General features: G+C 44.3%; 12 protein-coding genes. 6 read left to right on the forward strand and 6 right to left on the reverse strand.

Annotation, left to right across the window (positions count from 1 at the left end):
• Positions 1-130 precede the first annotated feature (130 nt).
• Together MHH25_RS04220 and MHH25_RS04225 are read left to right on the forward strand one after the other, a co-directional pair.
• Positions 131-649, forward strand: coding sequence for an HNH endonuclease signature motif containing protein (locus tag MHH25_RS04220; RefSeq protein WP_340019245.1), 519 nt, complete (start codon positions 131-133; stop codon positions 647-649).
• A gap of 209 nt (positions 650-858) precedes the next feature.
• Positions 859-2,025 (forward strand): cobalamin-independent methionine synthase II family protein, encoded by a 1,167-nt coding sequence (locus MHH25_RS04225; RefSeq protein ID WP_036606026.1) that lies wholly within the window; start codon positions 859-861, stop codon positions 2,023-2,025.
• A gap of 198 nt (positions 2,026-2,223) precedes the next feature.
• On the opposite strand, the gene MHH25_RS04230 is transcribed toward MHH25_RS04225, so the two are convergent.
• The gene (locus MHH25_RS04230; protein WP_036606025.1) at positions 2,224-2,799 is read right to left on the reverse strand and encodes a GNAT family N-acetyltransferase; all 576 of its coding nucleotides are present in this window, start codon (positions 2,797-2,799) and stop codon (positions 2,224-2,226) included.
• Positions 2,800-2,843: 44 nt separating this feature from the next.
• Entirely contained in the window at positions 2,844-3,605 is a 762-nt protein-coding gene (locus MHH25_RS04235) for a TVP38/TMEM64 family protein (RefSeq protein ID WP_036606024.1), read from the reverse strand.
• Positions 3,606-3,764: 159 nt separating this feature from the next.
• On the opposite strand from MHH25_RS04235, the gene MHH25_RS04240 reads away from it, so the two are divergent.
• Both MHH25_RS04240 and MHH25_RS04245 read left to right on the forward strand, forming a co-directional pair.
• Positions 3,765-4,457, forward strand: a complete 693-nt coding sequence (locus MHH25_RS04240) for a response regulator transcription factor (RefSeq protein WP_036668346.1) — start codon at positions 3,765-3,767, stop codon at positions 4,455-4,457.
• A complete protein-coding gene (locus tag MHH25_RS04245; protein WP_340019246.1) occupies positions 4,450-5,793 on the forward strand; it encodes a HAMP domain-containing sensor histidine kinase in 1,344 nt (447 codons plus the stop codon). Before MHH25_RS04240 ends, MHH25_RS04245 begins: the two co-directional genes overlap by 8 nt.
• A 196-nt stretch (positions 5,794-5,989) precedes the next feature.
• On the opposite strand, the gene MHH25_RS04250 is transcribed toward MHH25_RS04245, so the two are convergent.
• On the reverse strand, positions 5,990-7,525 hold the full coding sequence (locus MHH25_RS04250; protein ID WP_340019247.1) for a carboxylesterase family protein: 1,536 nt from the start codon (positions 7,523-7,525) through the stop codon (positions 5,990-5,992).
• Between the two features lie 81 nt (positions 7,526-7,606).
• Between MHH25_RS04250 and MHH25_RS04255 the strand changes: the two genes are divergently transcribed.
• Positions 7,607-8,416, forward strand: coding sequence for an AraC family transcriptional regulator (locus MHH25_RS04255; protein WP_017690624.1), 810 nt, complete (start codon positions 7,607-7,609; stop codon positions 8,414-8,416).
• A 2-nt stretch (positions 8,417-8,418) separates the two neighbouring features.
• Here MHH25_RS04255 and MHH25_RS04260 read toward each other — a convergent pair whose 3' ends face one another.
• Both MHH25_RS04260 and MHH25_RS04265 read right to left on the reverse strand, forming a co-directional pair.
• Complete coding sequence (locus MHH25_RS04260) at positions 8,419-8,622, reverse strand: hypothetical protein (protein WP_074093540.1); 204 nt, start codon at positions 8,620-8,622, stop codon at positions 8,419-8,421.
• The gene (locus MHH25_RS04265; protein ID WP_036606020.1) at positions 8,623-9,786 is read right to left on the reverse strand and encodes a glycoside hydrolase family 27 protein; all 1,164 of its coding nucleotides are present in this window, start codon (positions 9,784-9,786) and stop codon (positions 8,623-8,625) included.
• A gap of 516 nt (positions 9,787-10,302) precedes the next feature.
• Here MHH25_RS04265 and MHH25_RS04270 point away from each other — a divergent pair.
• Positions 10,303-11,010, forward strand: a complete 708-nt coding sequence (locus MHH25_RS04270) for a DNA alkylation repair protein (RefSeq protein ID WP_340019248.1) — start codon at positions 10,303-10,305, stop codon at positions 11,008-11,010.
• 574 nt (positions 11,011-11,584) lie between these two features.
• On the opposite strand, the gene MHH25_RS04275 is transcribed toward MHH25_RS04270, so the two are convergent.
• A complete protein-coding gene (locus MHH25_RS04275) occupies positions 11,585-12,160 on the reverse strand; it encodes a TetR/AcrR family transcriptional regulator (protein ID WP_340019249.1) in 576 nt (191 codons plus the stop codon).
• Positions 12,161-12,348: the final 188 nt, after the last annotated feature.

A 12,348-nucleotide genomic window follows, 5' to 3' on the forward strand; every position in this document is an offset into this window, starting at 1 on the left:
GAGAAGATTTTTACAATTTTAGATTGAGACTAGTGTCAGCGTTAAAATCAATACTTAAATTTATTGTATATAGAGTCTACACAATGCATCATGTATCACGTGTGCTGTAAGATGATGGGAGGACATCCACATGGCAAATAAAAAAATTAAAACGCCAAAAAAAGACATCGTAGATTATTGGTTTTCAATTGTTGATGAATGTGGTTTAAGTGTTGATGTATCCGAGGCATTAGAGAGGTGTTGGAGATGTGGGTGTGAAGAACTATTAGAAAGGTGTCATATTATTCCTGACTCTTTAGGCGGTGAAGATAGTGCTTCTAATCTTGTTTTGCTATGTCGTAGATGTCATTTAGAAAATCCGAATATTGCCGATAAGGATGTTATGTGGGATTGGCTCCGAGCATATGGCACAACATTTTATGATACATTTTGGGTAGAACAAGGAATGAAAGAATATGAGTTTATCTATGGTAAAACTTTGAATCAAGAGTTTGCAGAGAGAAGCATAACCAACATTGAAATGTTTAGTGAGATTGTTAGAGAGCAGATAAAAAACACAACATATCATTTCGGACATCCATATCTGAATTCTGCAACATTGGCGGGCATGTTTAGAGTTGCGTTGAAAAAATATAATGAAATTACTTAAAGGGACAATAGAATAAGTAGCTAATGTTATTAAGGAAATTAAAACATCTATACCTTAACGTAATCCTGTAGGCTTCTCGATCCAAGCTTAAACTCTCTATCAATCGTTTTGATATAGCTTTTAACTATAACCAGTTATGGTTTTTTAGTATCCCTTCTAACTGCTCTTAGCGTGATATGATCATTGTATACAACGAGGGGGTTTTTTACATGACTGATAAGTTCCAGATCGTAGGAAGTTTATTGCGGCCGGATGAGCTGCTGAAATATAAAACGCAAATTGAACATAATGATGATATCCAATATCCGTTCTATGAAAACTACGAAGGATATGAGAAGTGTGAGACGGAGGCAATAAAACAAGTTGTCGCTAAGGAAATCGAACATAACTTGTCCGTGGTTACCGATGGCGAATTCTCCAAATCGATGTGGCATCTGGACTTTGTATGGGGATTTGGCGGAGTGAAGCGTTACATCGCGGATCACGGCTATTTTTTCAGAGATGTGGACGGAACTTCGAAGTATGAAACACGCAAAGATATTGGATTGCGCATCACTGATAAATTGAGTGGAAAGAACCATCATTTCATTCAACTGTTCCAACAACTGCAAGACACGGCTGGGGAGCAACAAACGAAACTTTGCGTACCGTCTCCTTCCCATATTTTCGGTGAGCTTTCCTGGTCAGATAACATTGGCGGTACGGATGCTGTATATCAAAACATACAGGAGCTCAAAGAGGGTCTTGTGATCGCGTATAAGGAATTCGTGGAGGAATTCGCTGCAGTGGGCGGTAAAATTCTGCAATTCGATGATTGCTTGTGGGAACTGTTTGCAGACGACAACCCGAACTCTCCTTTTACAGGGGAAAATATTAATCAAGATGAAGTAAAGGGTCTCGCTACCGAATTCATTGATATTAATAATACCGTGATTGACTTCGGACATAGCCTTGGCTTGAAAATGTGGACACATAACTGCCGCGGCAATTATGATTCCCGCAACATGGGTGGTGGATCGTATGCCAAAATTGCGAATCTGTTCCTGAAGCAATTGAAGTATGACCGTTTCTTCCTGGAGTGGGATGATGATCGTGCGGGTTCAATTGAAGCTCTGGAAGTGTTCAAGGACAGACCTGAAACGGAAATTGTATTAGGTTTGCTTTCATCCAAAACGAGTACACTCGATGATGAAGAACGTGTTGTCCGTTTGCTGGACGAAGCTTCCAAAATCATCGATAAGGATCGGCTGTTGTTGTCTCACCAATGCGGCTTTGCATCTTGTGATGGCGGTAACGAATTAAGCGAAGCTCAGCAATGGGCGAAGATTGATCAAGGGCAGAAGATTGCAAAGCAATATTGGGGCAGCACGGTCTAGGATTTAAGCTGAATGTATTGTGACCTTATAAACACATTGTTTGATCAATAGTGTTATGCACGATAATGAAACGGCGACTTTTCCTCTGGAATCTATCCAGGGAGAAGCCGCCGTATTTGTTGTGGAACGTACACATGGGTACGTTCTCATTTCTACAACTTTTTTAAACTAATGATGAGGCAGGCATGTCTTTCTTTATTACTGCGATTCACGCTGTGCCAGCCATTCCTTTTTCAACAATGCATATTGATACGTATTCTCGTATTTCGGTGTGCCGTCCTCATTTTTGACAAATGAAACGAACTCCAAAAAAAGACCCTCCCGGCGCATGCCCAGCTTCTCACACAGTTTCTGAGAACGGAAGTTATCATCCTCGACATAAGCGTACAATCTTCTTATTCCCTGTTCCATAAAGAGATTTTCGATGAAAGCATTGGCGCTCTCACTGGCGTACCCTTTCCCTTCAAATCTGCCATTAAAATTCCAACCTATACTATACGTATCTGAATTCGAATCTTTATCCGTATCGGAATCCCGATCTTCCCTCATACCAAACAGCTCACCGATCAACTCGTTACTGTCTTTCAGGCAGACCGCGATGTGGGAATCGTCACTGCTTCTTTTTGCGACCTCGGCCGCCGCGTCTTCCAATGTTGAAATTTGTTGATCCATAAAACAATTTTCTCTGGGATTTGCTGTGTATTCCAACAGTCCGGCTGCGTCCGTTAAGGTGAAATTTCTCAGGATTAATCGATTGGTTTTAAGTATTTGCATAAGATGATATACCTCCGGTTTTCATATCAATAGATTGGCTTTGTTCATGTTGTATCTCTTTTTATTTTACGAGACGCCCTATTCGTACTATAACTGGGTATAGCCTTGGGTTTGGCTTTGGTACTGTCTGACCGGGAGAACAATCCCACCAATTTCTCCCTATAGATATAACCGAGTACAAACCCGATTACAGCGATAACAGAAATAATAATGGCGATTGTGTATTGTTGCATATGAATCGTGGACCCTACAATGGTAGATGCGATGATCCACGGCAGACGACCGACGATAAGGATCGTGAAGAACCTAAACGAACTAATCGATGTAAGTGCGGCGACAAATACAAGCATGTCTTTGGGCAAGCCGGGAATTACGAAAAAGATGAATAAAAAAGCGGAGAACTTCTTCTCATCATGAATTAACGACATCCACTTATTATTTTTCTTTTGCATTAGCCGTGAAATATAAGCGCGACCGATAAAACGAGTAAAATAAAAAGCAATCGCTGAGCCTATAATCAAACCTATTGTAGTATACAAGGACCCAAGTGTAACCCCATAGATATAACCGCCTGCAATCTGTACCACTTCTCCTGGAATGGGTGCAACCACGATCTGAAGAATCTGGAATAAAATAAACATGACCGGACCCCAATGGCCTGTTGAATGAATATACGCTCTGAAGTTGTCCATGGAAGACATGATTTTAATAAGGGCAGGAGAATAATACACCAGTAGACCAATGGACAACATGATGAACAGACCCAACAATATGTTAATCATTACTTTTTTCGAAGTTTGTGGCATTCCTGACGACCCCTTTGTGTAATAACTTCTACATATTTACAGTATAAGACGAAATTATTAAGAGATACCTACATAACTTCTGAAGAATTCTTAAGTCGATTGTATTTGCTGGTAGTCGCTAATAGCGCATATTATACTGAAATTAGACGGAGGGATCAGATGAGCAAGAAAATTCTAATTGCTGATGATAACAGTGAAATTCGTGAAATTGTAAGGATTTTGTTAGAGAGTGAGAATTATGAAGTGATTGAAGCGATAGATGGTCAAGATGCGATTGATAAAGTGAACGAAGAGACGGATCTCATTATTTTGGATATGATGATGCCCAATAAATCGGGGCTGAAGGCGTGTCTGGAGATTCGTGAAAAAACAAGCGCACCGATCCTGTTTCTCACGGCGAAAACGCAGGATTCTGACAAACAATTGGCCTTTTCCTCAGGCAGTGATGACTTTTTGTCCAAACCCTTTTCCTATACAGAACTCGTTTCGCGGGTGAAGGCTTTACTGCGGAGGTATTATGTATATCGGGGCAAGGAGAAGACCGAAGAAAAGGACCAGATTATCGTTAAGGATCTTACCGTCCATCAGGATTCAAAAGCCGTGTTTGTTGGGGAGAAGGAGATTGCTCTAACTGAAATTGAATACCAGATCTTGCTGCTGTTGGCTAAGAAGCGACGAAAGGTATTCTCGGCAGAAAATATATATGAGAGTGTTTGGGGGCAACCCTATTTTTATACGTGTAATAACACGGTGATGGTTCATATTCGTAATTTGAGAGGCAAACTGGAGGATGACCCGCAGAACCCTAAATATGTGAAGACTGTTTGGGGGAAGGGGTACAAAATTGAATAGATTATTAATCGGAAAAAAGCTGAAGATTAAACTGGTTCTGGCGGTTGTCATTTCTTTGGTCATTTCCATAAGTGCACTCGTTATTTTACAAGTTGTTGGCGAGACTGTATTGGATAGTTATTTAAGCAAATCCACTTTTGTAGAGAACAGGCAGCAAGATGCGCTTGATCGATTTGAAGCATTTGTGGATAACCAGAACGTGTCAACCCGTGATCATGAGGAATTGTCTGCTTGGATAAGACATGAGCGCTACTTAAATCTGTATATTTTTGCAAAAGACAAATTGATATTTTCCTCCAACACGGAGATTGATCCTGCCATTAATGAAGAGTTGTTAACTCAATTCGTGCCATCAAAAATACCCATCACCACCATCCATTTTGCGGATCAGGATGCCCAGATATACTTGGTTAGCTTTTATGAGTATCAATACTACAACCTCATTCTGATTATTGGTGTTTTCATAGCGGCCATTGTGTTTATTGTTTCCTTTCTACTGATGATTAATAAGAAAACATCTTATATTGGCGTGCTTGAACAAGAGATCAAAATACTCGAAGGTGGAAATTTGGATTATTCGATTACGATATCGGGAAAGGATGAACTGTCATCTCTGGCCCAGAGTATTGATGAGATGAGGAAATCATTTGTGGAGCGGCTGGACAGCGAGGAGAGGGTCAGGATGGCCAACCGTGAATTGATCACGGCGATTTCCCATGATTTGCGAACGCCACTCACGATTCTATTAGGATATATGGATATCATAGAGCTTAACAAATATAAGACACATGAGGATCTGTTGCAGTATATTCATAATAGCCGGGAGAAGGCCTATCAGATCAAAGTGCTGTCGGACAAACTATTCGAATATTTTACGGTATCCTCTGCCGCTGAAGAAGAGGAAGTAGAATTTGAAATGTATGAGGGCAGAGCACTTATCGATCAACTTATAGATGAGCAATTAGTGGTTTTGGACGATATAGACGTGCAGGTTCAGACAGATGCACATCATGAGGAGTTTTTGCTGGAAATCAATCTGGTCGCTATGCGTCGCGTAATGGATAACATATTTTCAAATATTCGAAAATACGCCGATCCAGGGCATCCCGTTCATATCCAGATTTCTTTGAAGCAACAATGGGTCATTCTTGGGGTGGAGAATAAGATTAAACGTGTTGGCAAAAAGAATGATAGCAACGAAATTGGGCTCGTTAGTAGTCAGAAAATGATCCAGCAGAACAACGGGACGTTGACAGTATCGGAGGAAGAATATACCTTTTCACTACAGATTATGCTACCTGTCATCATCAACAAACCAACACAGACTCATATATAACGGATCTCTTGAAATGATGCTGAGTGTTCGTGGAATCCATCTTGCTGTCTAATTTTGTTACCTTAGGGTGCTGTAGTGGAGGAGCTTGCTAAATAGGCGTAGGAGAAAGAACATCGCTCTACCATTCACACTATACAAAAAGAGCCATGTGACAGCATGGCTCTTACATATATCGCGAGAGGGCAAACCTCATGTTTTAAACAACAGGTGCATTCTGTTTCTTGAAATATTGTTCAATTAAAAACGCGAGCATCGGTCCGGGCTCAGCCTGCTGTAATTGAGCCTGATCGCCAAATTCCATGAGATACGGCTGTTCCGTAGTACAAGGAGTCCAATGAGGCATCAGCTTTCCGGTGGAGTCCGAGCCGTTCGGATCACCTGTAGCAATAAAGTTGGATAAATAATTACACATCTGGCGAGCCAGATCATAATGCTTGCCTGTGAAAGGCCGCCAGCATTTGGCGAGTGTTTCGAAGAAAAACCACAGATCAACGGAGTGAAAAGTGCCTGGCTGGTCCCAGCCCGGAATCTCGGCGTCGAAGTTATAATAGTAGAGAGGCGTTTCAGACGGATGACCGCTATTCGCGCGGATGGCAAGCAGAATGGCATGTTGGATCATGCGGACCGATGCTTGTTGCAGAGCATGTTCGATTTGGCCGGAATCAGCCTCACATAGTTGCAAAAAGGCAGGAGCATCCTCGCCAAACAGCTCCACAGCCATCTGCTTCAGTTCTTCCAGATTGGCTGCGGCGGGACGGGTCCAAAATTCGGAAGACGTATGCCCCAGCATTACGGGGATCGCCTCGCGCTCCTGCTGAACAAAACGAGTAAACGGATCGCCTGCGCAGAATTGTTCGTCGATGACGGTTCCCCAGAAGCTTTTGTATTCGAGTGCTTTGTCACGGAGATATTCAGCATCCAGTTGTCTCGCCTCAGCCAGGGAAGATACGCCCAGGAAGCCGAAAAATTCAACCCCGGCCTGCTCTGCATCTCGCAGTGTGGAGCGGACAGAAGGCACGCGGACCTTCGGGTACAACTCGGTAGCTATACCGCTCATGATGACGGCTCGCTGGAACAAACCTTTATTTTGCGGAGAGGTCATCTGGCTGAGTACACTTCCTCCGCCTGCCGACTGTCCGCCGATGGTGATCTGGTCTGGATCACCGCCAAAGGCGGCAATGTTGCGTTTGACCCAATGGGTACCTGCTTGTTGATCAAGATGACCAAAGTTGGCGGGTGCATGTGGGGATTCGGCACTAATCTCAGGATGGCACAGGAAGCCAAAGGCATTCAGCCGATAATTAATCGTCACAACGACAATACCTCTACGAGCGATTCGCTCGCCATCAAATTCCATTTCGGCCGTATGGCCGACTTGCAGGCCCCCTCCAAAATACCAGACAAAGACAGGCAACTTCTCGTCCGTACGCTTGGCGGGTGTCCAGACATTCAGATACAGACAATCCTCGTCCATGGGCAGGTCGGGATCAACGGCCCATTCGCGGGTATAGATATTGTTATCATCGATGACTGTTGGGGCTTGCATGGAGATTGGGGCAAAATCAAAAGCTTGCAGTACACCTTCCCAGTTCGACTGCGGCTGCGGAGCGCGCCAGCGGTTCTCACCTACAGGAGGTGCGGCAAAAGGAATTCCCTTGAAGCTGGTAATCCGCGGGTCCGCCGCGGGCAGTCCTTGCACTTGTCCATGTTCTACCGTAACCATTCTAAGCATACAACATTCTCCTCTCTGGATTTAGCGTGTAAGCGTTACCGAACATCTGATCAACGTGTCATTAGAAAGGGGGAATCGTGGTTGAATCCGATTTGGCATGAGAGCAGTAGAGCCAGTAATTTGTATTTTATCAGCGGTGGTCACAAGCCAGCTAACCCTCACCAATGGGGGCCAGGCGTGCGTGACGTTTATGCGCTGCACTATATTATCCGCGGCCAAGGGACGCTGGAGACGGGCGGCCGCGTTTTTCGGCTCGTTACGGGGGAAAGCTTTATCATATTTCCGCAAAAGGAGATTTACTATTATCCAGACCCGCAAGATCCATGGGAGTACGTCTGGGTGGAGTTTAGCGGTGAGGATGCCGGGCGGTTGCTGGGGCTGACACAGCTCTCAGAGGTACAACCCGTGGTGACGGTCTCGCCGGAGACATTGCAGCCTTTTTTCCACCTTGCCTGGAACGCGGGTGCATCATCTTATGAATTACTGCGGGCGGATGCACGTTTGCGTCTGCTGCTCTCCTACTATATGGAGCATTATCCGAAAGAGCCGCAGGTGGACGCCAAGGATTATGTCTGGCTGGCGAGAAAGTACATCGAGCAGAACTACTGGAAGCCAACATTGACCGTCACCGAGATCGTAAAGGCAGTTAATCTGGAGCGCAGTTATTTGTTTCGTCTGTTTAAGGCAGCAACCGGCAAGTCTGTTTTGGAGTATATTACATCCTGCCGAATCGAGCGCGCCTGTGAACTGTTGAAAACGTCGGGCCTGCCGATTCAATCGGTAGCTTATTCTGTCGGCTACAATGATCCGTTATATTTTTCCAAAGTATTTAAAAAAGCAACTTCACACACGCCAACATCGTACATGATGCTGCACGGGACCAAGGCATAACGTTAACGGAACAGGGCGCAGTTCCCGGACTCTCGGAAATAACGGATCAGCTTCTCAATAGGCTCACGTCCACAGTTCAGCTTCACTCCTATACAATCAATGCACAGAAATTGCTGGGCAGAGCGCGAGATCAATTTGAGGTAGATGCCCACATCGTCTGAAGAGAGCGGGACCTGACAGGAGGTGCACAGGCGATGTTGAGCCATCTATTTCACCAGTTTGGCCCGGACGACGAGGCAATCATGTGCTGCGACAACGGGAGCGAAGCGTTCACGGAACACGCCAAGCTCTTGATGTTCCCAGCAGTCATACAGGGAAAGGGCATAACCGGCAGCGTAAGGCAGACCCATATCCCAAAATTGCAAAGACAATTCCCGCTGGCTGTCGCTCAGGTTGAAGAAACCAATAGCTAGATCACCATCTGTGAGTACCTTCACCAGCATAAATACATCGTCTGTGTGAAACCATTGCGGTTCTGGTTTAATGCGGTAAGCTCCGCGCGCTTCTACATCCTGATTGATAGCGATCAGGTCAGGATTCAGGAGAATATCCTTTGTAATCTGGTTAGCCTTGCGCACGTCACATCCGATCATTAATGGGGAACCCATCATGGACCAGAGAGAGAAGTGGGTTTTATATTCGATGTCGTTGCATCCGCCGATGCTGCCAATATAATCATTGTTGCTTCCACCATACATACCTACAATCAGCATATCCATGTCGTTATGGCAGAAGGAGCCGGTGTAGCTTTGTTTGCCCAATTGAGACAGGGCAAGTTCCTTCACTGAATCCCAATTGTCACGGATATCGCCGGTAGAACGGTACATATGAGCGCCCGATTCCCGAATCCAATCGTATACGTCGTCGGCTCCCCAGTTGCAGGCGGAGAACAGGATATCGCGTCCGCAGTTTTTGAGCGCAAGGCTCATCCGTTTGTACAGCAGCTCTCCTGAGATATGGCGCGGTTTGAAGCAGTAATCATACTTCAAATAATCAACGCCCCATTCGGCAAAAAGAGCAGCATCCTGGAATTCATGCTCGAAGCTGCCTGGATACCCGGCACATGTATGTGTACCTACGCATGAATACATGCCGAACTTTAGTCCTTTGCTATGGATATAATCGGAAAGCGCTCTCATTCCACTCGGGAATTTATCCGGGTCAGCCACCAGATTGCCACTCGCATCCCGTTCCTTCAGGCTCCAGCAATCATCAATGACAATATACTCGTAACCAGCGGCCAGATAACCTTCCGATACAAACACATCAGCGACATCCCGAATTAATTGTTCGTTAATATCCCACGTAAAGGTATTCCACGAATTCCAGCCCAGGGCAGGGGCAAAGCCTAACACTTGATTGTTGCTCATGCTCTCGCATCCTTCCTCATCTCGGTTTTGTTAACAACACTAAACTGAACATAAACGATGAGTGACGTATCCTGCCATAGCTTAACGTTGCTTGGACATGGACATATGTTGCTCTGCTTGTGCTGGGGGAATCAGCTCTTTCCAATCAGGCTCTCGGCAGGTATCAGAAGTTGCCGGTAAAAGCATAACAAAGGAAAAATGTCAGTCTGCGAAGAAGTTATATCTATCTTTTCAGGGATCTGTGCGAAACAAGGGTATGGATGTTATGATCGGTGATAATGCTCGAACAGGTTGTCAGAGCCATAGGGAAAATTGAATAGTCTTCAGTATTATTAGGAAAAATACTCCAGTGAGGAGTCCCCCATATGTAAGGTAGTAATTTCGCCGTAACGATTATGCATATGCCAGAAGGGTTCCAATTGGATAATGTACGATTTCTCATCGGTTTTTTGTTAAACATAAGTGTCTGTTTGATTTGATCAGATATATAATTTATAGGATGGGGAGTGTCACGAAATGAATCTAGATGAAGTGATGCAGGAGCTTGAAGCGCTGGGCAAAGAACGAACGAAAAAAATCTATATCTCCAACGGTGCGCATGAACCGCTATTTGGCGTGGCAACCGGGGCGATGAAACCAATGGCGAAGCAGATCAAAAAGGATCAACCTTTGGCAGAGCAACTATATGCAACGGGGAATTATGATGCGATGTACTTTGCGGGCGTGATTGCCGATCCTCAAGCAATGACGGAAGCTGATTTTGACCGTTGGATTGACGCTGCTTATTTTTACATGATCTCTGACTTTATCGTTGCTGTGACGTTAGCCGAGACGGATATTGCTCAAGAAGTTTCGGATAAGTGGGTCGCCAGCGGAGATGAGCTGAAAATGTCAGCAGGATGGAGCTGTTACTGTTGGTTGCTCGGCAGTCGAAAGGATGCTGAGTTTTCGGAGAATAAACTGATGGAGATGCTGGAACAGGTGAAAAAGACGATTCATGAATCTCCGGAACGAACGAAATATTCGATGAACAATTTCCTGTATACCGTTGCAACATCCTATCAACCGTTGCACGATCAGGCAGTGGAAACGGCCAAGGCCGTTGGCCCTGTCGAAGTGAACAAGGACATGCCCAAGAGCAAGCTGCTGAATGCCTCTGAGAATATCCAAAAGGCAGTGGAAAAAGGGCGTACGGGGTTCAAACGTAAATATGTAAGATGCTGAAATTTTCGCCGTATCGTCAGTTTTAACATACGGAACATATGGTTATCGTGGGATTGAAATCCACAATCTCCATGTTATAATGAGGACAGAAACAGCTTATAATGCAAAGAGAGCCGTGCGGTAACACGACTCTCTGACGCAATAGCCGCTTTTAAGGGCGGTGGGCTTAACAAGAGGATACACGATCAAGTAGACCGCAACCTTTGCAAGGGTGGGCGGTCTACTTGTGTTTATTGGACAGCAGCGCTACAATCAGCAAACCGAAGGTAAGCATTAGCATAATTGCTTCAAATACTGTCACAAGGCATCACCTCCCTTCCGGGAGATTAGCCGACCGCCCATATAAGCCTTTCCATTGCTCTGTGAGTATACCATATTTTTCTTGGAGCTAATAGATGAACAATAATTCGTTTTTATAAAAGTTTGGGAATGTTAATGACCTCGTACTTTGAATATGAGAAGAGCGTTACGGTGGCTAGTATGGAAGTTATTTAGTTGCAAACAGATAAGAAAAACACGCCATTTATAGGCGTGTTTTTTGTTGACAGCTAGATAATATATAGCAACATCAAGGCTACATATCGTTCCTTTTAACCATTTCTTTGGCTTGCTGCCTGCCCGCCGAGAGAAAGCTGTCGCTAAGCTCAGGATCACTAACAGAGCGTGCAAGTACAAGCGAGCCAACCATTGTACTGAACAGTGCACGACCGCTGGACATATCGATCTCAGCCAGATTGGAGATAAAATTGATCATCCGCTCCAATTCATGGGTGAATACCTGACGGACCTCCTCCGAAGAACGGGATATTTCGCTGGAAAGGGCGGGGAAAATACAGCTCATTTCCGTTTGGTCGCGGTGATACGGACTCAAATAATAATCGATTACTTTATTAATTTTGGAATTCTGCTCTTCCTGATCAGCCACGTTCTTTAGAAGTGTAATGGTATCACTAATGGCATATTCACAGGCTTCGGCAACCAATTGTTCCTTGTTGTCAAAGTGGGAATAGAACCCTCCGTGAGTTAATCCAGCTCCCTTCATAATAAACGGGACACTCACTTCCTGGATACCATTGGTGCGAAAAGCTCGAGCTGCACTTTCCACAATTTTACCTCGTACTTTTATCTTATGTCCTTTAGGATAGGGCATGATCATTCACTCCATAGTTTCATCATTATGCTTTTTAAAATATTATAGTCATCATAATAAAGCCTGTCAATTTGGCGACTGGATATCTGTTCATTTTCAAAAGGGACAATACGATTGTTGACGGTCTTAAAATATGATGGTTATAATATATTACGGTCATCATATTTTAAATTGACTTTAAATCGGGA

This window comes from Paenibacillus sp. FSL H3-0457 (assembly GCF_037981725.1).
Classification (GTDB): Bacteria; Bacillota; Bacilli; order Paenibacillales; family Paenibacillaceae; genus Paenibacillus; species Paenibacillus amylolyticus.

What these genes read in the sequence shown, in the direction of transcription:
- MHH25_RS04275 (WP_340019249.1), bottom strand. Translation starts at nt 12,160, where the DNA reads ATGCCCTATCCTAAAGGACATAAGATAAAAGTACGAGGTAAAATTGTG.
- MHH25_RS04265 (WP_036606020.1), bottom strand. Translation starts at nt 9,786, where the DNA reads ATGAGCAACAATCAAGTGTTAGGCTTTGCCCCTGCCCTGGGCTGGAAT.
- MHH25_RS04235 (WP_036606024.1), bottom strand. Translation starts at nt 3,605, where the DNA reads ATGCCACAAACTTCGAAAAAAGTAATGATTAACATATTGTTGGGTCTG.
- MHH25_RS04240 (WP_036668346.1), top strand. Translation starts at nt 3,765, where the DNA reads ATGAGCAAGAAAATTCTAATTGCTGATGATAACAGTGAAATTCGTGAA.
- MHH25_RS04250 (WP_340019247.1), bottom strand. Translation starts at nt 7,525, where the DNA reads ATGCTTAGAATGGTTACGGTAGAACATGGACAAGTGCAAGGACTGCCC.
- MHH25_RS04220 (WP_340019245.1), top strand. Translation starts at nt 131, where the DNA reads ATGGCAAATAAAAAAATTAAAACGCCAAAAAAAGACATCGTAGATTAT.
- MHH25_RS04260 (WP_074093540.1), bottom strand. Translation starts at nt 8,622, where the DNA reads ATGGCTCAACATCGCCTGTGCACCTCCTGTCAGGTCCCGCTCTCTTCA.
- MHH25_RS04230 (WP_036606025.1), bottom strand. Translation starts at nt 2,799, where the DNA reads ATGCAAATACTTAAAACCAATCGATTAATCCTGAGAAATTTCACCTTA.
- MHH25_RS04270 (WP_340019248.1), top strand. Translation starts at nt 10,303, where the DNA reads ATGAATCTAGATGAAGTGATGCAGGAGCTTGAAGCGCTGGGCAAAGAA.
- MHH25_RS04225 (WP_036606026.1), top strand. Translation starts at nt 859, where the DNA reads ATGACTGATAAGTTCCAGATCGTAGGAAGTTTATTGCGGCCGGATGAG.